22 protein-coding genes, 1 other RNA gene and 1 pseudogene are annotated in these 22,539 nt (G+C 65.5%); 13 read left to right on the plus strand and 11 right to left on the minus strand.

Annotated features, from left to right (window positions below):
• Positions 1-42: 42 nt before the first annotated feature.
• The gene (locus ACCQ01_RS07765; protein WP_012438794.1) at positions 43-243 is read right to left on the minus strand and encodes a hypothetical protein; all 201 of its coding nucleotides are present in this window, start codon (positions 241-243) and stop codon (positions 43-45) included.
• Positions 244-458: 215 nt separating this feature from the next.
• Between ACCQ01_RS07765 and ACCQ01_RS07770 the strand changes: the two genes are divergently transcribed.
• From ACCQ01_RS07770 to ACCQ01_RS07780, 3 genes are all read left to right on the plus strand, one after another.
• On the plus strand, positions 459-743 hold the full coding sequence (locus ACCQ01_RS07770; RefSeq protein ID WP_228426003.1) for a GNAT family N-acetyltransferase: 285 nt from the start codon (positions 459-461) through the stop codon (positions 741-743).
• A gap of 38 nt (positions 744-781) precedes the next feature.
• A complete protein-coding gene (locus ACCQ01_RS07775; RefSeq protein WP_016944189.1) occupies positions 782-1,618 on the plus strand; it encodes a DUF3298 and DUF4163 domain-containing protein in 837 nt (278 codons plus the stop codon).
• Positions 1,619-1,682: 64 nt separating this feature from the next.
• The gene (locus ACCQ01_RS07780; RefSeq protein ID WP_228432563.1) at positions 1,683-2,183 is read left to right on the plus strand and encodes a MarR family winged helix-turn-helix transcriptional regulator; all 501 of its coding nucleotides are present in this window, start codon (positions 1,683-1,685) and stop codon (positions 2,181-2,183) included.
• Positions 2,184-2,248: 65 nt separating this feature from the next.
• Here the strand turns inward: ACCQ01_RS07780 and ACCQ01_RS07785 are convergent.
• Positions 2,249-2,324, minus strand: a non-coding RNA gene (locus tag ACCQ01_RS07785) — sX9 sRNA.
• An 80-nt stretch (positions 2,325-2,404) separates the two neighbouring features.
• Positions 2,405-4,603 (minus strand): M3 family metallopeptidase, encoded by a 2,199-nt coding sequence (locus tag ACCQ01_RS07790; RefSeq protein ID WP_228432562.1) that lies wholly within the window; start codon positions 4,601-4,603, stop codon positions 2,405-2,407.
• 173 nt (positions 4,604-4,776) lie between these two features.
• Here ACCQ01_RS07790 and ACCQ01_RS07795 point away from each other — a divergent pair, with 173 nt between their 5' ends.
• Positions 4,777-5,262 carry a glutathione peroxidase gene (locus tag ACCQ01_RS07795; RefSeq protein ID WP_228432561.1) on the plus strand — a complete coding sequence of 162 codons (486 nt, stop codon included), beginning with the start codon at positions 4,777-4,779 and terminating at the stop codon, positions 5,260-5,262.
• Between the two features lie 157 nt (positions 5,263-5,419).
• On the opposite strand, the gene ACCQ01_RS07800 is transcribed toward ACCQ01_RS07795, so the two are convergent.
• Both ACCQ01_RS07800 and ACCQ01_RS07805 read right to left on the minus strand, forming a co-directional pair.
• Positions 5,420-6,199, minus strand: coding sequence for a ferredoxin--NADP reductase (locus tag ACCQ01_RS07800; protein ID WP_228432560.1), 780 nt, complete (start codon positions 6,197-6,199; stop codon positions 5,420-5,422).
• A gap of 205 nt (positions 6,200-6,404) precedes the next feature.
• On the minus strand, positions 6,405-8,282 hold the full coding sequence (locus ACCQ01_RS07805) for an ABC transporter ATP-binding protein (RefSeq protein ID WP_057672901.1): 1,878 nt from the start codon (positions 8,280-8,282) through the stop codon (positions 6,405-6,407).
• Positions 8,283-8,514: 232 nt separating this feature from the next.
• Between ACCQ01_RS07805 and ACCQ01_RS07810 the strand changes: the two genes are divergently transcribed.
• The 4 genes and pseudogenes from ACCQ01_RS07810 to ACCQ01_RS07825 all read left to right on the plus strand — a co-directional run bounded on the left by ACCQ01_RS07810 (position 8,515) and on the right by ACCQ01_RS07825 (position 12,122).
• Positions 8,515-10,032 (plus strand): fumarate hydratase, encoded by a 1,518-nt coding sequence (locus ACCQ01_RS07810; RefSeq protein ID WP_014507279.1) that lies wholly within the window; start codon positions 8,515-8,517, stop codon positions 10,030-10,032.
• Positions 10,033-10,223: 191 nt separating this feature from the next.
• A complete protein-coding gene (locus ACCQ01_RS07815) occupies positions 10,224-10,649 on the plus strand; it encodes a hypothetical protein (RefSeq protein WP_012438785.1) in 426 nt (141 codons plus the stop codon).
• A 28-nt stretch (positions 10,650-10,677) separates the two neighbouring features.
• The gene (locus tag ACCQ01_RS07820; RefSeq protein WP_115530110.1) at positions 10,678-11,313 is read left to right on the plus strand and encodes a glutathione S-transferase family protein; all 636 of its coding nucleotides are present in this window, start codon (positions 10,678-10,680) and stop codon (positions 11,311-11,313) included.
• 183 nt (positions 11,314-11,496) lie between these two features.
• Positions 11,497-12,122, plus strand: a pseudogene (locus ACCQ01_RS07825) (carbonic anhydrase).
• Positions 12,123-12,315: 193 nt separating this feature from the next.
• Here ACCQ01_RS07825 and ACCQ01_RS07830 read toward each other — a convergent pair.
• Together ACCQ01_RS07830 and ACCQ01_RS07835 are read right to left on the minus strand one after the other, a co-directional pair.
• On the minus strand, positions 12,316-13,446 hold the full coding sequence (locus ACCQ01_RS07830) for a phospholipase A (RefSeq protein ID WP_040941535.1): 1,131 nt from the start codon (positions 13,444-13,446) through the stop codon (positions 12,316-12,318).
• 166 nt (positions 13,447-13,612) lie between these two features.
• On the minus strand, positions 13,613-14,098 hold the full coding sequence (locus ACCQ01_RS07835) for a DUF456 domain-containing protein (protein ID WP_012438781.1): 486 nt from the start codon (positions 14,096-14,098) through the stop codon (positions 13,613-13,615).
• Positions 14,099-14,326: 228 nt separating this feature from the next.
• On the opposite strand from ACCQ01_RS07835, the gene ACCQ01_RS07840 reads away from it, so the two are divergent.
• Positions 14,327-14,542, plus strand: coding sequence for a cold-shock protein (locus ACCQ01_RS07840; RefSeq protein WP_003483561.1), 216 nt, complete (start codon positions 14,327-14,329; stop codon positions 14,540-14,542).
• A 76-nt stretch (positions 14,543-14,618) separates the two neighbouring features.
• Here the strand turns inward: ACCQ01_RS07840 and ACCQ01_RS07845 are convergent, their stop codons facing one another.
• Both ACCQ01_RS07845 and ACCQ01_RS07850 read right to left on the minus strand, forming a co-directional pair.
• Positions 14,619-15,101: a glycine zipper 2TM domain-containing protein gene (locus tag ACCQ01_RS07845; RefSeq protein ID WP_011036613.1), complete on the minus strand. Its 483-nt coding sequence runs from the start codon at positions 15,099-15,101 to the stop codon at positions 14,619-14,621.
• 119 nt (positions 15,102-15,220) lie between these two features.
• Complete coding sequence (locus ACCQ01_RS07850; protein ID WP_228432559.1) at positions 15,221-15,649, minus strand: hypothetical protein; 429 nt, start codon at positions 15,647-15,649, stop codon at positions 15,221-15,223.
• Positions 15,650-15,697: 48 nt separating this feature from the next.
• Here ACCQ01_RS07850 and ACCQ01_RS07855 point away from each other — a divergent pair, with 48 nt between their 5' ends.
• The gene (locus tag ACCQ01_RS07855) at positions 15,698-16,528 is read left to right on the plus strand and encodes a tRNA threonylcarbamoyladenosine dehydratase (RefSeq protein ID WP_225041485.1); all 831 of its coding nucleotides are present in this window, start codon (positions 15,698-15,700) and stop codon (positions 16,526-16,528) included.
• A gap of 45 nt (positions 16,529-16,573) precedes the next feature.
• Here ACCQ01_RS07855 and ACCQ01_RS07860 read toward each other — a convergent pair whose 3' ends face one another.
• Together ACCQ01_RS07860 and ACCQ01_RS07865 are read right to left on the minus strand one after the other, a co-directional pair.
• Positions 16,574-17,341, minus strand: a complete 768-nt coding sequence (locus ACCQ01_RS07860) for a TatD family hydrolase (RefSeq protein WP_228432558.1) — start codon at positions 17,339-17,341, stop codon at positions 16,574-16,576.
• The gene (locus ACCQ01_RS07865; RefSeq protein ID WP_228432557.1) at positions 17,341-17,556 is read right to left on the minus strand and encodes a DUF6116 family protein; all 216 of its coding nucleotides are present in this window, start codon (positions 17,554-17,556) and stop codon (positions 17,341-17,343) included. The genes ACCQ01_RS07860 and ACCQ01_RS07865 overlap by 1 nt, the downstream gene beginning before the upstream one ends.
• Positions 17,557-17,700: 144 nt before the next feature.
• On the opposite strand from ACCQ01_RS07865, the gene ACCQ01_RS07870 reads away from it, so the two are divergent.
• From ACCQ01_RS07870 to ACCQ01_RS07880, 3 genes are all read left to right on the plus strand, one after another.
• Complete coding sequence (locus ACCQ01_RS07870; RefSeq protein WP_011036618.1) at positions 17,701-18,477, plus strand: glycine zipper 2TM domain-containing protein; 777 nt, start codon at positions 17,701-17,703, stop codon at positions 18,475-18,477.
• A gap of 174 nt (positions 18,478-18,651) precedes the next feature.
• Entirely contained in the window at positions 18,652-19,815 is a 1,164-nt protein-coding gene (locus tag ACCQ01_RS07875; protein WP_228432556.1) for an acyl-CoA dehydrogenase family protein, read from the plus strand.
• Between the two features lie 92 nt (positions 19,816-19,907).
• Positions 19,908-22,454 carry a DUF3857 domain-containing protein gene (locus ACCQ01_RS07880; RefSeq protein ID WP_228432665.1) on the plus strand — a complete coding sequence of 849 codons (2,547 nt, stop codon included), beginning with the start codon at positions 19,908-19,910 and terminating at the stop codon, positions 22,452-22,454.
• The last annotated feature ends 85 nt before the right edge of the window (positions 22,455-22,539 follow it).

Raw genomic sequence — 22,539 nt, forward strand, 5'->3', positions numbered from 1 at the left:
GGGCAGGGCGCGGCCCTGCAGTGTTGCGATCAGCGCAAGGCCTCAGGCCGCGTTGCGCTCGTGGTCGATCAGGCTGCCGCTGCCGGACACGGTGCCGTAGGCCTGCTGCAGGCGCTCGTAGACGGTGTCGTTGAGCTGGGCGAATTCCTGGCCCTGGGTGTTGCCGTTGATGGCGAACTGGAACAGGCCTTCCAGCAACGAGCTATCACTCTCTGCGCCGTGTCCTGACGAATCGTTGTTCATGCTGTCGCTCCTGGCGGGTAGGGCGAAGGCGCCGGTGCGTCGCTGTCGAGCAGCTGTTGCGAGCGCCTTCGCGTTGGCTATCGGCGTCGGCGCGGCGAACTTTAGCCCCGCCGCAGCAGGCTGGGCAGCAGGTCACGGCGTGGCTTGTCTTTCACGCAGACACGGCGCGCTGCTGGTCAGAATTGGTACAGGAAATAACGCCGGATCAAGATCAGATGGATGCCGCACACCTGCACGTGACGCACGACGCCGCCCACCAGCGGTTCACGGTCGAGCTCGATGGCAACACCGCCGAGTTGGCCTACGCGCAGCAGGACGCGGTGCTGACCATCACGCACACGCGGGTGCCGGACGCCATCGGTGGCCGCGGCGTGGCTGCCGCCTTGGTGGAGGCAGCATTGGGTTTCGCAGGTGAGGCGGGGTTGAAGGTCATCCCCGCCTGCAGTTATGCCGACGCCTACATGCGCCGGCATCCGCAATTTCAAGCGCTGTTGGCCTGATCGTCAGCAGCTGGGTGTCGTCAGGGGAGTAGGTGGGAATGCGGTGGTCGAACGTGGGCGGTGGGGTGCAGGGCTTGCTGGTGCTGGCGCTGTTGGCAGGTTGCAATCAACAAACGCCGGAGGCCGCGCAACCTGCGGCTGAGCAGGCACCGGCCGCGGCCGCTGAGCCGGCAGTGCAACCGGTGGCAGAAGGGCCGCTGCAGGATGTGATCGAACATGCGCCCGCCTATATGGTTGGTATCAGCTACCCCCCCGGGCTGGAGGCGCATCCCGAATTGCAGGCGCTGATTCGTGGCTATGCGCAGGACGCACGCAGCGAACTCATGCAGGCAGTGTCGGGACTGGGCAACGACAAGCCCGCTGCACCGTACGAGCTATCGCTGGCATTTGAGAAGGTGCTGCAGAGCGCCGATCTCATCGTGGTGTCGGCCGACGGCAGCCGCTACACCGGCGGCGCGCATGGCGAACCGCTGGTGGCGCGCTTCGTCTGGCTGATCAAAGAGCGCAAGCAGCTCACCGCGCAGGCGCTGATTCCGGATCCGGCCGGCTGGGAGCAGATCGGGCAGGCGGTGGCGCAGCGCCTGCATGCGGCCGCCGAGCAACGCGTGGAAGCGGACCGCGTGCCGGTGGAAGAGCAAGCCGAACAGGTGGCCTCGGCCGATCGCATGATTGCCGAGGGCACTGCTGCACAGGCGGATAACTTTGCGCAGTTCGTGCCGGTGTTGAATTCCGCCGGCAAAATCAGCGCACTGCGCTTCGTGTTTCCGCCGTATCAGGTGGGCCCGTATTCGGACGGCACGCAAACCGCCGAGATTCCCGCCGCAACATTGCTGGCATGGGTAGCGCCGGAATATGCACATCTCTTCGCACGCTGATACGTGCACGCGCCGACGATGTGTTTGAATGGTTTAGCCATTCAGTAATGTAATCAACGGTGCCATGAGTAGCTTTGATCCAACCGCTAAACGCGTCGACCACACTTGCGAGCGTTACCCGCCTTTTCCCCGGGAGCCGGCCGTCCTGGTGCGGCTGATCAAGCACATCTACAAGCGGCTGCACACCCAGGCCTGCGTGCGGCTTAAGCCGCATGGCATCAGCCCGCCTGAGTACGAAATCCTGATGATGTTGTATGGGACGCCGGGACAGGCAATCACGCCAACCGAAGTGGCAGAGGCGGCCAGTGAGAAGCCGGCCAACATCACCCGGCTGACCGATCAATTGCACGAAAAAGGGCTGATTGCGCGTGCCAGCAGCCCGGACGACCGCCGCAAGATCACCTTGACGCTCGCGCCGGCTGGGCTGGCATTGATCGATCGCCTGCTGCCGGAGGCCTGCACCTTGCTGGAGGCGGAGACCGCGCAGATCAGCGAGGCCGAGCAGGTGCGCCTTGAGAAACTGCTGAAGAAATTGCTCGCCGGCGTGGACGCAGTCGAACAGTAATCGCTGCTTGCTGGCTTCAAACGACAATGCCGCCTGGCAGTACCAGGCGGCATTGCTTTTAGAGCGGCTAACAAAAACGTAGCGAGCAGCCGTCAGGTGGGTGCGGACGGCGCGGAGGAACCGGAGTGTACGGGGGTACATGCCGATTCCGAGAACCGGCCGCGCCCGCCTGGCGGCTGCGTAGTCGTTTTGATAGTTGCTCTTAACCGAATCTCAAGCCGTTACGGCTTGGACTGCGGCGCTTCCGGCGTGGCGCCGTCGCCACCCTGTGCGCTGAGGCCGCGCTTCTCCAGCAAGGGCTCGATCTGCGGCGCATGCCCGGCGAAGTTCTGGAACAACTCCATCGCATCCACGCTACCGCCGCGCGAAAGCAGGGTCTGACGGAAGCGGTCGCCGTTGGCGCGGCTCAATCCGCCGTGCTGCTTGAACCACTGCTGCGTGTTGGCATCCAGCACTTCCGACCAGATGTAGGCGTAGTAGCCGGCCGCATAGCCGCCCATGATGTGGCTGAAATACGGGGTCTTGTAGCGCGGCGGCACGGGCGGATAGGCGATGCCGTCATCGGCCAGCGCCTTGGCTTCGAACGCCATCACGCCTGCGGCGTCCGGCACCTGGTTGGCGCTGATCTGGTGCCAGTTCTGGTCGAGCATGGCCGCACCCAGGTACTCGGTGGTGGCAAAGCCCTGGTTGAACTTGGACGCGGCAATCACCTTGTCCAGCAACGCCTGCGGCATCGGCGTGCCGTTCTGATAATGCTTGGCGTAGTTCTTCAGGATCGACGGCTCGTCGGCCCACATCTCGTTGACCTGCGAGGGGAACTCGACGAAGTCGCGCGGCACGCTGGTGCCGGAGAAATACGGGTATTTCACGTCCGAGAACATGCCGTGCAAGGCATGGCCGAACTCATGGAACATGGTGGTCACTTCATCCCAGGTCAGCAGCGTTGGCTGGCCGGCCGGCGGCTTGGGGATGTTGAGGTGGTTGGCCACCACCGGCTTGAAACCGGTCAGCTCCGACTGCGAGACGTAGGAATTCATCCAGGCGCCACCGCGCTTGGATTCGCGCGCGTACATGTCGGCAATGAAGATCGCCAGCTGCTTGCCGTCGGCGTCGAACACGTCATAGACGGTGATGTCGTCGCGGTAGGTGGGCAGGTCGGTGCGCTGCTTGAAGGTCAGGCCGTATTCCTGGTTGGCCGCATAGAACACGCCGTTTTCCAGTACGTTCTTCAGCTCGAAATACGGCTTGAGCTGCGACTCGTCGAAGTTGTACTTGGCCTGGCGCACTTTCTCGCTGTAGTACGCCCAATCCCAGGCTTCCAGTTTGAAGGTCGGCTTGCGTGCGGCTTTTTGTTCCTTGTCGATCATCGCCTGCAGGTCGGCGGCCTCGCGCTTGGCGTTGGCCACCGCGGCCGGTGCCAGCTTGCCGAGCATCGCGTTGACCGCTTCAGGCGTCTTGGCGGTCTGGTTTTCCAGCGAATACGCAGCGTATGTGGGGAAGCCCAGCAGCTTGGCCTTGTTGGCACGCAGGGTCATGATGCGCGAGACCAGGGCGGTGTTGTCGTACTGGCCGCCATGGCTGCCGCGCGACACCGAGGCGTCGTAGATCTTCTTGCGCAGCTCGCGGTTCTTGAGCTGGGTCAGCGGCGGCTGGCCGGTGGTGTTGAGCAGGGCGATCACGTACTTGCCGTCGAGCTTGCGTGCCTTCGCGGCTTCGGCAGCGGCGGCGATCTGCTCTTCAGACAGGCCATCGAGCTGCTTGACGTCATCCACCACCACGGCGGCGGCGTTGACCTCGGCCAGCACGTTCTGGCTGAAGGTGGTGCCCAGGTTCGCCAGCTCGGCGTTCATGACCTTGAGCGTGGTCTTGTCGGCGTCGGACAGCTTGGCGCCATCGCGCACGAAATCGCTGTAGTACTTCTCGACCAGGCGCACGCCTTGCGCATCCAGGCCGAGCTTACTGCGCTGGTCGTACAGGGTCTGGATGCGGGCGAACAGCTTGCCGTTGAGCGAAATCGCATCGCGGTGCGCGGCAAACTTGGCCGAGTAGTCGGCCTGTAGTTTCTTGCGCGCATCGTTGGTGTCGGCGCCTACCAGGTTGAAGAACACCGTGGTGGCGCGATCCAGCGTGGCGCCACTCTTTTCCAGCGCGATGATGGTGTTGTCGAAGGTCGGCTTGGCCTTCTGGTTGGCGATCGCGTCCACTTCCTTCAACTGCGCGGCCATGCCGGCGTCGAAGGCAGGCGCAAAGTCGCTGTCCTTGATCTTGTCGAACTGCGGGTAGTGCAGCGGCAGCGTGCTGTCGGCAAAGAACGGGTTGGCGGTCGCGGTCGCCTGGGTGGCGGCGGGTGCGGCGATGCTGTGGGACGGCATGGCAAGTCCCAGGGAAGCGGCCAGGGCAAAGGCAAGACGGGTGGTCAAGAGCGTTACTCCAAAGTGCGAACCGCCGAGGCTAGCGCAGCCGGCCGGGACAGGCGTGTGACAAAAGGCATGGCGGCCAGGCAAACGCGAGCGTGGCGCGACATCGAGGTGGGACATTTCCTGGCTGTGGGCGGCGCTGCGTTAGGCTTGCGGTTTCCGTTGCGGACCTGCCGATGACCACGCTCTCCACCTACCAGTTCACCGACCTGGATGGTCAACCCCAGTCGCTGGCCGAGTACGCCGGCAAGGTAGTGCTTGTGGTCAATGTGGCCTCCAAATGCGGTTTTACGCCGCAGTACGCCGGCCTGCAGGCGCTGTGGCAGCGCTACCGCGACCGCGGGCTGGTGGTGATCGGGTTTCCCTGCGATCAGTTCGGTCATCAGGAGCCTGGGGATGCGGCGGACATCCGCCAGTTCTGCTCGCTGGACTACGCGGTGGATTTTCCGCTCGCGGCCAAGGTCGAGGTCAATGGCAGCAATGCCCACCCACTGTGGCAATGGCTCAAGCACGAAAAGCGCGGCGTGCTGGGCTCGGAAGCGATCAAGTGGAATTTCACCAAGTTCCTGATCGGCCGCGACGGCCGCGTGCTGGAGCGCTATGCGCCAACCACCAAGCCGGAGGCGCTGGCGGCGGATATCGAGCGCGCGCTCGGTGCGTGAGTCGGTAAGTTGCGGCCTACCGTAGGAGCGCCCTCGAGCGCGATGAAGCCTTACCGGGAACGCCCCATCGCGCCCGGGTGCGCTCCTACGACGACGCGACGTGCTGGCGCAGCAGCCAGATAAAACGCCGCACCGCGCGGGTGTTCGCGTGGTTGCCTTACTTCTCGACGAACGCGCGCTCGAACACGTAATGGCCGGGGGTGCCGATGCGCGGCGAGGTTTCAAAGCCCCGTGCGTCGAGCAGGGTGCGCAGGTCGGCCAGCATCTGCGGGCTGCCGCAGATCATGAAGCGGTCGTTGGCCGGATCCAGCGGCGGCAGCCCCAGCGTCTGCTGCATGCGGCCGTCGGCCATCAGCTCGGTCAGGCGGCCCTGGTTGGCGAACGCCTCACGCGTGACTGCCGGGTAATACAGCAGCTTGTCGTGCAGGAGCTCGCCCAGGAACTCATGCTGCGGCAGTTCGCGCTCGAAATAACCGCGGTAGGCCAGGTCTTTTTCGAAGCGCACGCCGTGGGTGAGGATCACCTTGTCGAAGCGCTCGTAGGTTTCCGGGTCCTTGATGATCGACAGCCACGGCGCCAGGCCGGTGCCGGTGCCCAGCAGGTACAGGTTGCGGCCCGGATGCAGGTCGCTGATCAGCAATGTGCCGGTGGGCTTCTTGCCCACCAGGACCTTGTCGCCCGGCTGGATGTGCTGCAGGCGCGAGGTGAGCGGGCCGTCCTGCACCTTGATGCTGAAGAACTCCAGGTGTTCTTCCCAGTTGGCGCTGGCAATGGAGTAGGCGCGCAGCAGCGGCCGCGTCTCGGTCTCCAGGCCGATCATCACGAACTGACCATTCTCGAACCGGAAGCCGGCATCGCGGGTGGTGGTGAAGCTGAAGTAGGCGTCGGTCCAGTGGCGGACCTCAAGCACCGTTTCGGCGCCGAAAGCGGAAGACATGCCGTTTAGTGTCGTAGTGAAGAGTGCCCGCCAATTCTACCTCAAGCCGGCCAAATGAGATGAACTCTCATTTGACTATCCGGGATTCGGGAGTTGGGATTCGGGATTCGCAAAAGCGGATCCCTGGGAACCTGGAAGGGATGGGGCTCGCGAAAGGGCTAGCAGCTCGAGCCAATCCCCAATCCCGAATGCCCAATCCCCAAAATCACCGATACCCCGCCGCCTGCAGCTCGAACAGCTCCGCATAGCGGCCGCCTTGTGCCATCAGTTCGGCGTGGGTCCCGCTTGCTTCGATGCGTCCATCGGCCAGTACCAGGATGCGGTCGGCCATGCGCACGCTGGAAAAACGGTGCGAGATCAGCACCGCGGTGCGGTTGTCGGACAATTCCTTGAAACGCTGGAACACCTCGAACTCGCTGCGCGCATCCAGTGCGGCGGTGGGCTCGTCCAGGATCATCAGCTGCGCATCGCGCATGTAGGCGCGCGCGATGGCGATCTTCTGCCACTGCCCGCCCGACAGGTCCACGCTGTTCTTGAAGCGCCGCCCCACCAGCTGGTTATAGCCATCGGGCAGGCTGTCGATCAGCTCGGTGGCCATCGCGCGTTGCGCGGCGGTGCGGATGCGATCGGTGTCGTCCATCGCATCCACCTGGCCCACGCCGATGTTCTCGCCGATGCTCAGGTGGTAGCGCACGAAATCTTGGAAGATCACGCCCAGATTGGCGCGCACATCGTCCAGGTCGTAATCGCGCAGGTCGCGGCCGTCGAGCAGGATGCGGCCTTCGTCCGGGTCGTACAGCCGCGCCAGCAGTTTCACCAAGGTGGTTTTGCCAGCGCCGTTTTCGCCGACCAGTGCCAGCACTTCGCCGGCGCGCAGCTCGAAATTCAGATGTCGCATCGTCCAGTGTTCGGCCTCCGGGTACCGGAAGCCCACGTCCTCGAACACGAAGCCCTGGCGGATCGGCCGCGGCACCGGCAGCGCGTTCGGGCGCGAGCGGATCTCCGGCACGATGTTGAAGAACGAATACAGATCGTCCAGATACAAGGCTTGCCCGGCGACCTGCGAAAACCCGATCAACAGGCCCTCCAGTAACTGGCGCAGGCGCAGGAAGCTGCCGGCCAGAAAGGTCAGATCGCCGATGCTGAAGTCGCCGCGCACCGTGCGCCAGGCGATGTAGCCATAGGCCGCGTAATAGCCCAGCGTGCCCAGCGCCGCCAGCAGCGCGCCCCACAGCGCGCGCTTGCGCGCCAGCGCGCGGTTGGCCTGGAAGAACTTGTCGGCCAGCCGGCGGTAGCGCGTAATCAGAAACCGGTGCAGGTTGAGGATCTTCACTTCCTTGGCGGTTTCGACGCTGGCACCGACCTGGCGCAGGTAGTCGAGCTGGCGGCGCTCCGGGGTCCACTGGAAGTTGAGCGAATAGCCCAGCGCATTGAAATGCGCCTCGCCGATGAAGGCCGGAATCAACGCAATGGCCAGCAGCACGATCAACCAGGGCGCATACACCAGCAGGCCAACCGCCAGGCTGGCCACGGTGATCGCATCCTGCACCTGGCCGAACAACTGGCTCATCAGGTTCATGCGGTTCATGGTCTGGCGGCGCGCACGATCCAGCTTGTCCTGCCGGTCGGGGTCTTCGAAATCCTCCAGATCCAGCTGCGCGGCGTGTTCCATCAGCCGCACGCTGGCTGCGTTGTTGAACAACTCCGACAGCAAGGCATCGGCGTAGCCGACCAGGCGGCCGAGCAGGTCAGAGCCGATCGCCAGCGCCAGTTCCAGCGCCAGCAACTCCAGCAGCCGGTTGAGCCGGCCGCTGGCCAATGCCTGGGTCAACGAATCGAATGCCGGCGGTTGGCCCACCAGGTGGATCGCCTCGTCGATGATCAGCTTGCCGATGTACAACGTGGCGATCGGCATCAGCGCGCGCAGCACGCGCAGGCCGATGCTGCTGGCGCTCAACCAGCGGCTGGTCTGCCAGATCTGGCGCAGGAAGGGCGGCAGGTTGCGCAGCGCATCGAAGCGCTCGCGCAGGGTGGGGCCGGTACGGGGGGCGGGCGCGCTGGCGCCGGGTCGGGATGCTGACATGGGCATAGTGTGCCGGGGGCCGCGTGCGCTGCGGGTGTTGGGCGCCACAGCGGAGCAGCGTGGCCGTACGTTGCCTGCCCGCGCCGTCGATCAGGTGCGGCGCCGCGAGCGCCCACACGTCCACGCGCGGCGCGATCGCCGCGTGCAACGCTGCCTTCTTCTGGCTGCGCCGGCCTGGCCGGCGGTTTGGACTAAAATGCCCGGATTGCCCCCGCCAGCCGTAGAGCCAGCCGTGACCTCGATCAAGCAGGAAGACCTCATCCAGTCCGTCGCCGATGCGCTGCAGTACATCAGCTACTACCACCCGGTCGACTACATCAAGAATCTGTCCGCCGCCTACGAGCGCGAAGAGTCGCCGGCCGCCAAGGACGCGATTGCGCAGATCCTGATCAACTCGCGCATGTGCGCCGAAGGCCACCGCCCGATCTGCCAGGACACCGGCATCGTCACTGTGTTCCTGGAAATCGGCATGAACGTGCGCTGGGACGACGCCACGATGGGCGTGGAAGACATGGTCAACGAGGGCGTGCGCCGCGCCTACAACCACCCGGACAACAAGCTGCGCGCCAGCGTGCTGGCCGACCCGGCCGGCAAGCGCGCCAACACGAAGGACAACACCCCGGCGGTGGTCAACACCAAGATCGTGCCGGGCGACCATCTTGAGGTGATCGTGGCGGCCAAGGGCGGCGGCTCGGAGGCCAAGAGCAAGTTCGCCATGCTCAATCCCTCCGATTCCATCGTCGATTGGGTGCTCAAGACCGTGCCGACCATGGGCGCCGGCTGGTGCCCGCCGGGCATGCTCGGCATCGGCATTGGCGGTACCGCCGAAAAGGCCATGTTGCTGGCCAAGGAAGCGCTGATGGAGCCGATCGACATCGTCGATCTGCAGGCCCGTGGCGCCTCCAATCGCGCCGAAGAATTGCGCTTGGAGCTGTACGAAAAGGTCAACGCGCTGGGCATCGGTGCCCAGGGGCTGGGCGGCCTGACCACGGTGCTCGACATCAAGGTCAAGGACTACCCGACCCACGCCGCCAACCTGCCGGTGGCGCTGATCCCGAACTGCGCGGCCACCCGCCATGCGCACTTCACCCTGGACGGCAGCGGCCCGGTGATGCTGGATCCGCCGTCGCTGGAAGACTGGCCCAAGCTGACCTACAACCCGACCAACGCGCGCCGGGTCAACCTGGACACCATCACCCGCGAAGAAGTGGCCAGCTTCAAGCCGGGCGAAGTGGTGCTGCTCAACGGCAAGCTGCTCACCGGCCGCGATGCCGCGCACAAGCGCATGATCGACATGCTCAACCGCGGCGAAACCTTGCCGGTCGATTTTACCAATCGCTTCATCTATTACGTTGGCCCGGTCGACCCGGTGCGCGACGAAGTCGTGGGCCCGGCCGGCCCGACCACCGCCACGCGCATGGACAAGTTCACCCGCCAGATGCTCGAACAAACCGGGCTGCTGGGCATGGTCGGCAAGTCCGAGCGTGGCGATGCGGCGATCGATGCCATCCGCGACAACAAGGCCGTGTACCTGATGGCGGTCGGCGGCTCGGCGTACCTGGTGTCCAAGGCGATCAAGGCCGCACGCGTGCTGGCCTTCGAAGACCTCGGCATGGAGGCGATCTACGAATTCGAGGTCAAGGACATGCCGGTGACGGTGGCGGTGGATTCCACCGGCGAATCGGTGCACAAGACCGGCCCGCGGCTATGGCAGTCGCGCATCGGCAAGATTCCGGTAGTGGTGGAATAAGCAAACCTGGAACGGCGACGCACACCCACTGCGTCGCCGTTTTCAGTTTGGGCACCGCGTATATCTGTCATTCGCACGCGGTGTTTGTGCGCTGGAAAAGATGCCTGCATGCGTGTCTTACGTGGCAGGACGGCCCAACAGGAACGGGCTATGCTCGGGGTGTCCATGCCGGCACTCTCAGGAGAACAGGAATGCTCCGCCTCATCTGCCTTGCCGTCTTGGTGTGCGCCAGCCTGCCGCTGGCAGCGCAGCAAAAGACCCAGCCCACCGTGCTGTTTCCTTCCGGCAACTACGCGCCGCAGCCCACCGCACCGGTGCCGTTTGCCGAGAAAAAGCCGCTCAAGCCCAGCGACACCGCGACGCGCTTCGACGGCCCCTCGGTGATGGAGCGCTGCATCGCGCAGTGCAACCGCAGCGCCGCGCAGTGCAACGCCGACCGGCCAAGCGAGAGCAGTTGCCGCATGGCGGTTGCACCACGCGGAAAGAGCTGCGACGCAACCCAGAATCCGGCGCAGCGCGCCAATTGCATGGCGCAGGTGTTCGATTGCACCCAGCAAAGCGATGCCAATCGCTGTGAACCGCACAAGCTTGCCTGCTTGCGTTCCTGTACCAACTAATTCTGTCCCACCTAATGAGGGAGCCTGCATGACCACGACGCTGTACCACGCCCCCAGCACCGCCGCCCTGGTCGTGCACTGGATGTTGATCGAACTGCAGGTGCCGCACGTGCTGCATCCACTGGACTTCGACCGGCGCGAGCAGAAATCCCCCGCATATCTCGCACTCAACCCGGCAGGCGTGGTGCCGACCCTGGTGCTGGAGGGGCAGGTGCTGACCGAAGCGGCGGCCATCGTGCTGCATCTGGCCGACCTGTACCCGCAGGCGGGCTTGGCACCGCCGCCGGGAACACCGGCACGCGCGGCGTACTACCAGTGGATGTTCTTCTGCGCCAACACCTTGCAGCCGGCGTATCGCGCCTGGTTCTACCCGGACGAGCCGGCCGGCGCTGAGCAGGTCGACGCTGCGCAAGCGCAGGCCCGGCAGAAACTGGAGGCGGCCTGGGCGCAGGTGGACGCGCACCTGCAGGCGCACGGCCCGTATCTGCTGGGCGACACGCTGTCGGCAGCCGACTTCCTGCTGACCATGCTGATGCGCTGGTCGCGCAATATGCCCAAACCCACGGATACCTGGCCCGCCTTGCACGCGCATGCCCAGCGGATGAAGGCGCGGCCCGCCTTCCAGGAGACCTACCGGCGTGAGGGCCTGACCGACTGGACCTGAACCGCGACGCGTAGGCGAAGCGGTGTGTCGATAGTTACAGTTGAGTCCGCTGGGTTATGCCTGCCCAGGTGTACGATCGCGAGACACACAGAGAACAGGGGCTCTACCATGTTGCAGTCCGTATCGCGTCGCAAACTGTTGCAATGCGCATGTTGCGCACCGGTGGCTGCCGCCGCTGCCTCGTTGCCGTTCTCGCTGCGCGCCGCGCCCAGCTCACCGCCGAACAGGCGCTGCAGGTGCTGCGTGACGGCAACAAGGCGTTCGTCGAGAACCGCCCCAAGAAGGTGATCTCCGACGGCAAGCGCCGCCTGGAGCTTGCGCTTGGGCAGACCCCGTTCGTGATCCTGGTGTCGTGTTCGGATTCGCGCGTGCCGCCGGAGCTGCTGTTCGGCCGCGGCCTGGGCGAGATGTTCATCGTGCGCAATGCCGGCAACACGGTAGACACCACCGCGCTGGGCTCGATCGAATACGCAGTGAGCCAGCTCGGCGTGCCATTGGTGGTGGTGATGGGGCATGAAAGCTGCGGCGCGGTGGCGGCGGCGGTGTCAGTAGTCGAGCAGAACGCGTTCTTCCCCGGCGCGATCGGCGCGATGATCGAACCCATCGTCCCGGCCGTGCTGACGGCAAAGAGCAAGGGCGGTGAAGACCTGCTGGCGGCATCGGTGAAGGCAAACGTCAAGCGCACCGTGGACCGCCTGCGTGGTGCGTCCGAGCCGGCACTTCTTGAACCGCTGCGTGGCGGTAGCTGCCGTGTGGTTGGCGCCTACTACACGCTCAAGGACGGCAAGGTCGATTTCTTCGACGTCTGAGGCGGTGGCAACACGCAGGTGTGCGGCGTTTTCTGCTCCTGCTGCTGCGCTGAAACATCTGAATTGAAAAAGCCGGCAGCGATGCCGGCTTTTTTCATGGCAACTGATTGTGCCGTCGCTGCTGCGACAACATCGGCCTCCAGGATTTACCGCCGGCGTTGACGGGCCTGCGTGCACCCATGCGGCCGACGCATCAGAACCATTCCAGCAACGACACGCCCACGCCCACATAGGTGGCCTTGTGGTTGTAGTCGATCAGGCTCTCGCCATAGCCGTCGAACACCTGCACGTGGCCGCGCAACAGGTTGGTGATCGGGAAGCCGTAATCCAGTTGCACCGAGCCGTGCGAGCGGTCGCCGCCACGCAGCGAATGCCGGGCAATCAAGGCGAATTCGTGGCCATCCTTGTTATAGACCAGGGTGGCGTCGCCGCGGCCCATGTAATCCTCGATGTCCGGATTATTGTCGTCGGCACGGTCTTCCTTGATACGGAACCACGGGCGCAAGGTCAGCGCCCAGTTTTCGCGATCCAGGCCGATGTTGAGGATCACCCGGTTCCAGGAACGCGACAGCGGGTCTTCGCGGCCGTTGGACATGTGATTGATGCTGATGCCGCTCATGCGGCCTTTCCAGCCGAAGATGCTGTAGTTGTTGCGAAACACCAGCATCGCTTCCGGCTCGTAATTGGTCTCGCGGAACGGGCGCGAGGCATCGGAGTTATAGGCCTGCCAGCGCGAGCTCTGGGTATAGCCCATCCAGATGTCGCCATTGTCGCCGAACAGATCTTCAACCACCTTGGTCTTGAAGCTCAGCTGGAACTTCAACTCGGCGCTGTCCAGTTGCTGCGGCGTGCTGACCGAGTTGGCCGGGTTCGGCGATTGCGGCGTGCGGTTGGTGTCGCTGGTCCAGAATGCCGGCAACAGGTAGACCGGCTTGTAGCCGCGCAGCTGGAAGGTGCCCAGCTTGGAATCCTTGGCCAGCTCCCAGCGGCGGTCCAGCAGCGAGCCGCGGCCGGCATTGGCGACCGCTTCTTCCTTCGGCTGGTCCTGGCCGTCGGCGCGGAAGAAATCGCCCACGCGGCTGATCTTGCGGGTGTCTTCCGATTTGGCGGCCTGCTTGGCCAACTGCGCGGCAGCATCTGCCTCCTGCACGGCCTGCGGGGTATATCCCAGCGCCTGGTCGTAGCACGCCAGGCGCGCGGCATCCGAAGTCACGGAGGTACAGGCCTGCGGCGATGCCGGCTGCGGAGCGATTTCCTGCCCATGCGCCAACGGCGCGGCGGCCAGGGCGATCAGCATTAGGGGACGGGTACGGTGCTTGGACATGGGTGCTGGCCGAGGTGGAGGCGCCACACAGGCGCAGAAGGACGCAGGATAACGGTCGCGTCTGCATAAGCCATGTGTACACGGCGGCATAACAAGTCGGACGCGACTGCGGCCGCCGCGGGGCCAATGGTGCGCGCGCCGTCGCCGGTCCGCAGTTGTTGTCGCCTCAGAAAAACCAGGCGATCGCGAACACGCCCAGCATGCACATGCCCAGCGCCAGCTTGGTGGCAGTGCCGAACACGATGCCCAGCCAGGTGCCGATCCCCACCCTGGTGGCCTGACCGGTTTTGCGGGTCTGCCAGTATTCGCCGATCCACGCGCCGGCGAAGGGGCCCACGAACAGCCCGATCGGCATGAAGAAAATTCCGGCAATGGCGCCGATCACCGAGCCCCACAGCGCCAGCTTGCTGGCGCCGACTCGCTGCGCGCCGTACACCGTGGCCAGAAAGTCGATCAGGAAGGACAGCGCCGTCATGACGCCCAGCACCACCAGCGCGACCCATCCCACATGCGCGAAGCCGTCCGCCCAGGCCGCCAGCAACAGGCCGGCAAACACCAGCGGCAACCCGGGCAAGGCCGGCAGGATCACCCCGGCAAGCCCGACCAGGACCAGCACGCCGGCCAGAATGTAGTAGACGACGGTGGTGTCCATGATGGTCTAGAAATGTCCTATTTCAGGGTTGACAAAAATGCGCAAGGGGTGCTTGAAATTTCGTTTTGTGCGGGTTAAGTTGCAGCCGCAGCTGTTTGCCGGGGTCACAGTGAATCGTGGCCTGATGCGGTAGATCGACCGATCCGCTACATCCTTGTACCTCGCTTCCTCCTTGCAACCAGCCACCGCCGCCAATTCCATACACAGTGTCGTAGGGAGTCAGTCGAGATGTCCAACATCGAACGCGAAAATGGTGTCGTGAAGTGGTTCAACGATGCCAAGGGCTTCGGCTTCATCAGCCGCGAAAATGGCGAGGATGTGTTCGTGCATTTCCGCGCGATCCAGATCCAGGGCTTCAAGAGCCTCAAGGAAGGCCAGAAGGTCAGCTTCACCGTCGTGCAAGGCCAGAAGGGCCTGCAGGCCGACGCGGTGCAGGTGGTCTGAGCACAGGCATTGCGCAGACGGCAGAAAGGCCCGTTGCCGGGCCTTTCTGCTCACTACGGCCTCAAGCGGCGTGCGCTCAGCGCAGCACGACCTTGCCGTTGACCACGCGCACATAGGCGTTTTCGCGCACGCCGGCCAGGTCGCGCTGGTTGACCATGATCACGCGGCCATCGTCCATGCGCACCTGCACGTCGTAGCTCTCGCTGGTGACGTTGTTCTGGATCGCGTTGCCCGCCAGGGCGCCCGCAGCGGCACCGGCAACGGCAGACACGTTCTTGTTGCCCTTGCTGCCACCGGTCTCCTTGGAGATCTGACGGCCAGCGACCGCGCCGACAATGCCGCCGAGTACCGCGCCGGTGCCGGTCGGAGCGCTGCGGGTGGGGCCAACCTCATCGATGCGGGTGACGATGCCGCAATCCACGCAGCGGTTCTGCTGCGAGTAGCCGCCCTGGTCGTAGCCGCGGTCGCCGCGATAGCTGCCGTACTGGGGCTGGGAGGTGGCACAGCCGACCAGGGTTGCGGTGGCGGCCAGGCCAATGACGAGCAGTCGGGTCTTCATGAGGTCTCTCCAGGGATTCGGTAGGCGGTCGGGGCCGCGGCGACGTCATCCTGTGATGGTCCAGGTGAACGGCCTGCCAACTGGATCACTCCAGGCTTAACGAAACCCGAGCGAGGCCTTCATCGAAAGTCACGGTGGCAGGCCTCACAGGCCTCGGAAATCTGCGTTCGCGCCTGTGCCAGCACAGCGCAATCAAGGTTTGGCGCGTGCAGCGGCGCAGCGATCGCAGCGCGCAGTGCCTGCGCGTGTTCGGCAAAACGTCGGTCCTCGCCCAGGTCGCCGAACACAGGCTCCAGGTCAGTGGCCAGCAGCTGCAGCGTCTGCAGCCGCGCGTGTTGTCTGGGTGGTTCACAGCTGCCGCTGGATGGGCCGGGCAGGGCGCGCAGTTGATGCTCCATGACCTGCATCAGGCTGTCCGGCACCGGGTCGCGCCGTGCCTGCAGCGTGCGCGCCACCATCACCGTGCAGACCAGGCCGATCAGCACGCCCAGCACGAGAACGAACACATAGCGTGTCGCATGGGATTGCGCAGGAGGCGGTGCGGACATGGCTGCTCCAGGTGAGCGCGCCTTGGATGGGGCGCGTAAAATAGGCCGATGAAAGCACAATGGCGTGAACGCTTTGCCGGTATCGACCGGCTGTACGGAGTTGGCACGGTGGAGCGGCTGGCCGAGTGCCGAGTCGCGGTGGTGGGCATGGGCGGGGTGGGCTCGTGGGTGGTGGAGGCGCTGGCCCGCACCGGCGTGGGCCATCTGCGGCTGATCGATGCCGACGATCTATGCGTGTCCAACACCAACCGGCAGCTCCCGGCGCTGGCCGGCCAGTACGGGCGCAACAAGGCGCGCGCAATGGCCGAGCGCTGCGTGGCAATCAATCCGGAGATCGAGGCCGATGCGGTGGAATCATTTCTCACCGCCGGCAATATCGAGAGCCTGCTGGGCGAGGGCTTCGATCTGGTGATCGATGCCTGCGACAGTTTTCGCGTGAAAGTCGAAACCATCGCCTGGTGCCGGCGTCGCAAGCTGCCGCTGCTGACCGTGGGCGCTGCGGGCGGGCGTACCGACCCGACCCTGGTGCGTGTACGCGATGTCTCGCGCACCGAGCACGACGCGATGCTGGCACTGATCCGCAAGAAGCTGCGCAGCGACTTCAACTTCCCGAAAAGCGCCAAGCGCTACTTCGGCGTGCCGGCGGTGTATTCGCTGGAGAACGTGAAGTACCCGCAAGCCGATGGCAGCGTCTGTGGCATTCGTCCGCAACTGGGCGCCGATGCCGCGCTCAAGCTGGACTGCGGTGCCGGGCTGGGCGCGGCCACCCACATCACCGGCACGTTCGCCTTCGTCGCGGTCGGTAAAGCGCTGGAGATGTTGCTCAAGCCCAAGAGCGCGACAGCGTTGCCTGCCGCAGCGGATGCGGCGGCGTCGTAGCGTCTGGCCGCTTGTCCGCAAGTGATGGCGTGCTACTGCGCGTCGTCAAGCGGGCAAGCCAAACAGCCGCCGCGCATTGGCGCTGGTCTGCGTCGCGATCGCTTCGGCCGGCTCGCCGCGCAGCTGCGCAATGCAGTCCAGCACGGTGCGCAGGCGCGCCGGTTCGTTGCGTTGCCCGCGAATCTCGGCGTCCGGCTGATCGGGCGCATCGGTTTCCAGCAGCAGATGCTGTAGCGGCATCTGCGCGGCCAAGCCGCGCAGGCGATTGGCGCGCGGATAGGTGACCGGCCCGCCAAGGCCGATCATGAAATCCAGCTTCCACAATTGCTGCGCCTGCTCCGGGCTGCCGGCAAAGCTGTGCACCACGCCGCGGATGCCGCCCACCGCCTTGATGCGCGCAATGACCTCCTCGACGGCGCGGCGCGCATGCACGATCAGCGGCAGATCGAAGCGCTTGGCGAGCTGTAGCTGGCCATCGAAGTAGTGCCGCTGGGTCTGCGCATCCAGGCCATCTAGAAAGAAATCCAGGCCGCATTCGCCGATGGCGCACGGGCGCTCGCGCGCAATCCACTCGGCCAGCAATTCCAGATGTTCAGGACGATGCTGGTCCAGAAAGATCGGGTGCAGCCCGTACGCGGGATGCAGGCCCGGTGCCAGCGCGCAGACTTCACGCAGGCCCGGCCAGCTCGCGGCGGTGATCGCCGGCACCACCTGCTGCGTGACACCGGCGGCCTGTGCCCGCGCGATCACCGCGGCGCGGTCGGTGTCGAACTCGCTTGCGTCCAGATGGCAGTGGCTGTCGATCAAGGGCATCAGTCGCGCCGCACCGGTGCAGGCAGTGGCGCCTTGCGCGTCTTCCAGTTGGCTAGCAACAACGTGCTCAGGCCGAACAGCAGTTCGTCCAGGAACGGAATGGGATCAGGCACCACCAGGTCCACCAGGAACAGGGCGGCCGCCAGCTTGAACAAAGTGGGATATCGCAGCTTGCTGGCCCAGTCCAGGGCGCTTGAAGTCAGTGGATTACGCATGCGCAGGCTCCTGCTGTTAGCGATGCATGAAGTAACCGCTAGCTGAACTTAACTGCGGCATTCATGAGCGAGGGCGTTTTTGTTCAGGGTTCCCGTGCTGGAATCACGCCGTCAACAACGCGGCGTGTCCGCACGGAGCTGGTCATGAAGAGCAATACGACAACTATACTGGTCGCTGCTGGAGCGTTGCTGGTCGGAGGCGTGGCCACGGCTGCCTTCATGAATAACCGCCCGTCCTCGGGTGATTTCGTCGCCAACGGCGAGCCCGCACCGCGCGGCCTGGAATATGCCGATGTGGTGAAGGTTGCGCCGATTACCGAGCGCGAGCCGCAGTACGCGCAGGTCATCAACAGCAACGCCATTCGCGAAACCACCACCAGCTCCTCGCCGCGCGAAGTCTGCCGCGACGTGGTGGTGCAGGAGCGGCTGCCCGAGCGTGACGGTAACGTCGGCGGCACGGTAGCCGGTGCCGTGATCGGCGGTCTGCTGGGTAACCAGGTGGGTGGCGGCAACGGCCGCAAGCTCGCCACCGTGGCCGGTGCCGTGGGCGGCGGCATGGTCGGCAACCGCGTCGATCGCAATCACGTGGGTGGCCGTGTGGTCGACCGCACCGAGCGTCAGTGCCATACCGAAAATGCCAACTCGCAGTCCTCGCGCGTGGTCGGCTATGACGTGACCTACCGCAATCAGGATGGCACCACCGCCACCATGCGCATGGACAGCAAGCCGGGCGAGCGCATTTCGCTGGGCGATGCCGACAACGTGGTGGGCTACGACGTGACCTACCGCTATGACGGTTTCGAGAAGACCGTGCGCATGAACGACAAGCCGGCCAGCGAGCGCCTGCCGGTGGTGGATGGTCAGCTGGTGACGCAGACCGCGTCGGCCGTGGACCGCCCGAGCAGCAGCACCCGCCAGTAAGCGCCAACGCGCACCAGCAGTTGGGTGCGCAGTAGAGAGAAGAGCCGGCATTGCCGGCTCTTCTCGTTTGTGCGGACGCCGCGGCGCTGCCCGCACACAGCGCTCGCCTGTGGATGGCCGCCTTTGGACGGCGCAACTGGCAGATAATCGCCGCATCCCACCTGGAGGCGCGCAATGCCGGTACGGCCTGATGACCTATTCGACGTGCGTGCGCAGCTGAGCGATGACGAACGCGCGGTGCAGGATGCGGTGGCACGTTTCACCGATGCGCGGGTGCTGCCCGGCATCGGCGAGGCCTTCGACGCCGCGCGCTTCCCGCGTGAGCTGGTGCCCGAGCTGGCAGCGCTGGGCTTACTGGGCGCCAGCCTGCCGATGAGCGAGGGCGGCGCCGGCCTGGGCGCGGTGGCGTACGGGCTGATCTGCCAGGAGCTGGAGCGGGGCGACAGCGGCCTGCGCAGCTTTGTCAGCGTGCAATCGTCGCTGTGCATGTATCCCATCCATGCCTTTGGCAGCGAGGCACAACGGCGCCAGTGGCTGCCGGAGATGGCCGCCGGCCGGGTGATCGGCTGTTTCGGCTTGAGCGAGGCGCAAGGCGGCTCGGACCCGGCGGCGATGACCACGCGCGCGGTGCGCGACGGTGACGGTTGGCGGCTCCGTGGCGCCAAGATGTGGATCACCAACGGCAGCATCGCGGATATGGCAATCATCTGGGCGCATACCGACGACGGCGTGCGCGGCTTTCTGGTGGACACGCGCAGCGAGGGCTTCCGTGCGCAGGACATCGGCCACAAGATGAGCCTGCGCGCCTCGGTCACCTCGGCGGTGTTCCTGGACGATGTCTTCGTACCCGAGCAGCAACGCTTGCCGGATGCACTGGGATTGAAGGCGCCGCTGGGCTGCCTGAGCCAGGCGCGCTTCGGCATCGCCTGGGGCGCCATCGGGGCGGCGGTCGCCTGCCTGCGCGAGGCGCTGGCTTACAGCGGCGAACGCATTCTGTTCGGGCGGCCCCTGGCGGCCACGCAAAGCGCGCAGATCAAGCTGGCCGACATGGCGCGCCGGATCGCCACCGCGCAGCTGCTGGCGCTGCAACTAGGGCGGCTGAAGGAGGCCGGCACGCTGCGCCCGGAACAGATCTCGCTGGCGAAGTGGAATAATTGCCGCATGGCACTGGATGTGGCGCGCGAGTGCCGCGACCTGCTTGGGGCGGCGGGGATCACCACCGAGCACGTGGCGATCCGGCATGCGCTGAATCTGGAATCGGTGATCACCTACGAGGGCACCGAAACCGTGCATCAACTGGTGGTAGGACGGGCCCTGACCGGGCTCAATGCGTTCTGACGAGGAGTGGGTGCTTGATCGGCAAGGATGTGATGCAGCGCCTGCGTGGCGTGTGGTGGGGAGTGTGGGTGTGCCTGGCCGTCGTTGCGGTGCTGACGGTGCCGGCCGCGCAGGCCAGTGATGCGCCGCGCATGGCGCCCGCGCCGGCGTGGGTGGTGGCCGACGCCGTGCCGGACAAGGTGGCTGGCACCAGCGGCTTGCGCTACGAGCTGGTGTCCGACCAGGTCGATCTGACCGGCCGCGCGCCGCAGGCGTACCGGCGGCTGAGCTACAGCGTGCGGCGCGAAAAAGACCTGGAGGAGGCCGGGCAGATCTCGATCGACTACCAGCCGCAGTACCAGCAGCTGGTGCTCAACAGCCTGGAGGTCTGGCGCGACGGTCGCCGGATCGACATGCGCACGCAGGCGCATTATGCGCGGCTGCGCCGCGAGAGCGGCTTGGAGGAAGGGCTGATCGATGGCGCAGTGACGCTGTCGATCACCGTGCCGGACCTGCGCGTGGGTGACCGTGTCGACTACGGCGTGACCCTCACCGGCAGTAACCCGGTGTTTGGCCAGGGCTATTACGACGTCTTCGATGCGCGCTACGGCGTGCCCTTGGGCGAGCGCCGGGTGCGGGTGCGCTATCCCTCCACGCTGTCCTTGCAATGGAAGATCGCCGCGCCGGGCTTCAGCCGGCATGTCAGCAGTGCCGACGGGGTGACCACGCTGGAGATTGCCGCGAGCAACATTGCCGCGGTGCAGCCGGAGAAAGATGCTCCCGACGATGTCGACCCCTATGGCGTGATCGAAGTGTCGACCGCCGGCAGCTGGGGCGCGGTGGCGGCATGGGCGCTGCAGCTGTACCCGCACGCGTTCAAGGATGCGCAGGTGGCCGCCGGCATGGTGCAGAGCCTGCAGCTGCGCAACACCGATCCTCAGGGCGCGCTGCTGCGCGCAGTGGCCTTCGTGCAGGGCGAGATCCGCTATGTGGGCCTGGACATGGGCGAGAACTCGCACGCCCCGCATGCGCCGGAGGTGACGCTGCGTAACCGCTACGGCGACTGCAAGGACAAGGCCACGCTGCTGATCGCGCTGCTGCAGCTGGCCGGCATCCGTGCCGAGCCGGTGCTGGTGCACAGCGAGCGCGGCCATGGTCTGGAAAACCGCCTGCCAAGCCCGTATGCCTTCGATCATGTGGTGGTGCGCGCGCATCTGCCGCAGGGCGAGGTATGGGTGGATGCCACCCGCGACCGCGAGCAAGGTCCACTGGCGCAGCGCCGCCCACTGCCGTTCGTGCGCGGCTTGCCGGTGCTTGCCGGGCAGACCGAGCTGGTCGCGGTGCCCGCGCCGCGGCCGACGGTGCCGCAGGTTGAGGTGGAAGAAGACATCCATATCGCTATGGAAGATTCGCCGCGCGTGGCGACCTTCAGCGTGGCCACGGTGTATCGCCAGGGCTACGGCGATCCGGTCGCGGCGCGGTTCGACGCCGACGGTGCCGAGGCGGTGGGCGAACGCTATCTGGAGTACATGCAGCAGTACTACACCGCGCTGACCCAGCAGGAGGAGCCCACGCTCACCCAGCCGGACGATCGCTCGCAGGCGCGCACCCACGAGTCCTACCGGCTTGAATGGGCCAAGGACGAAGGCGACGAGGTCGGCTTCCCGCTGTTTCAGCTCAGCGACTGGATGGACACGCTGCCAAGCGCCGCGCGAAAAAGCCCGCTGGCCCTGGAAGGCCCGCGGCTGGCGCGCCAGACCGTGCGTGTGCACGTGACGCCTGCAATCTCGGTAAAGGCGCAGCGCGATGAGGTGGCCAACCCGTGGTTCCGCTTCTCGCGCACCGTGGCCATGCGCGATGGCCGCTTGGAGATCGTCGGCGAGTGGCAGCGGTTGTCCGACCGCATTCCGCCGAACGGCATCAAGCGTGCGGCGGCCGACATGGAGCGTGCGCGCGACCTGCTGTATTTCAACCACGATCTGGCAACGCCGGCGCCGCGCGCGCCGACCAACTGGCGCGCACTGCTGCAGCCGATGGCTGCGCTGGGGGCGTTGATCGTGCTGCTGTTGGGGTGCGTGGTGTGGTGGCGTCTCGGCGGGCTGGGCGGAATGCTGTTCGAACCGCATGCCGTTGCGCAACGCATGCCGCAGCAGCCAGGCATGCGCTGGAGCGCGTGGATCACCGCAGCGGTCTCTGCGGCATTGATGGCCTGGATGCTGTTGCAGAGCTGGCCACTGTGGGCGCGGATGGCAGGCGGCATCGGCGTCTATGCGCTGGCCGTGCTCGGTGGCGTGTTGCTGAAGCCGGTGTTGCGCTGGATGGGCAGCACCGCGTCGCTGGGCCGCGTGCTGCCGGCCGCCTTGGGCAGCGCCTTGCCGTGGCTGGTGTGTCTGCTGGCCGGGCTGGTGGCGCTCGCTGGCGATGTCACGCTGCTGCGGACCGGCGCGCGCAACGGGGCGGAACTGGCGCAACTGGCGATGTACGTGTTCGTGCTGCTGCTGGGCGCGCTGTGGTGGGCGATTGCCGCGCTGCAGGCTGTGGCCGGCGCGGCGCACTGCGGGCGCGCCCGTGCGTTCGGGGCGCTGGCGTTGACCGCGTCGCTGCTGGGCATGCTGATCGCGGTGATCGGTGTGCCGCTCGCGTTATGGGTGATGCGCTGATCGGCGTGCGGTCTGCAGGTCTTGATGGATCCAGCTGATTCAGCGCCGCAATGACGGCAGGGCGGCGGCTGCAGGCCATCTGCAT

The organism is Xanthomonas sp. NCPPB 4037 (assembly GCF_041475695.2).
Lineage (GTDB): Bacteria > Pseudomonadota > Gammaproteobacteria > Xanthomonadales > Xanthomonadaceae > Xanthomonas > Xanthomonas campestris.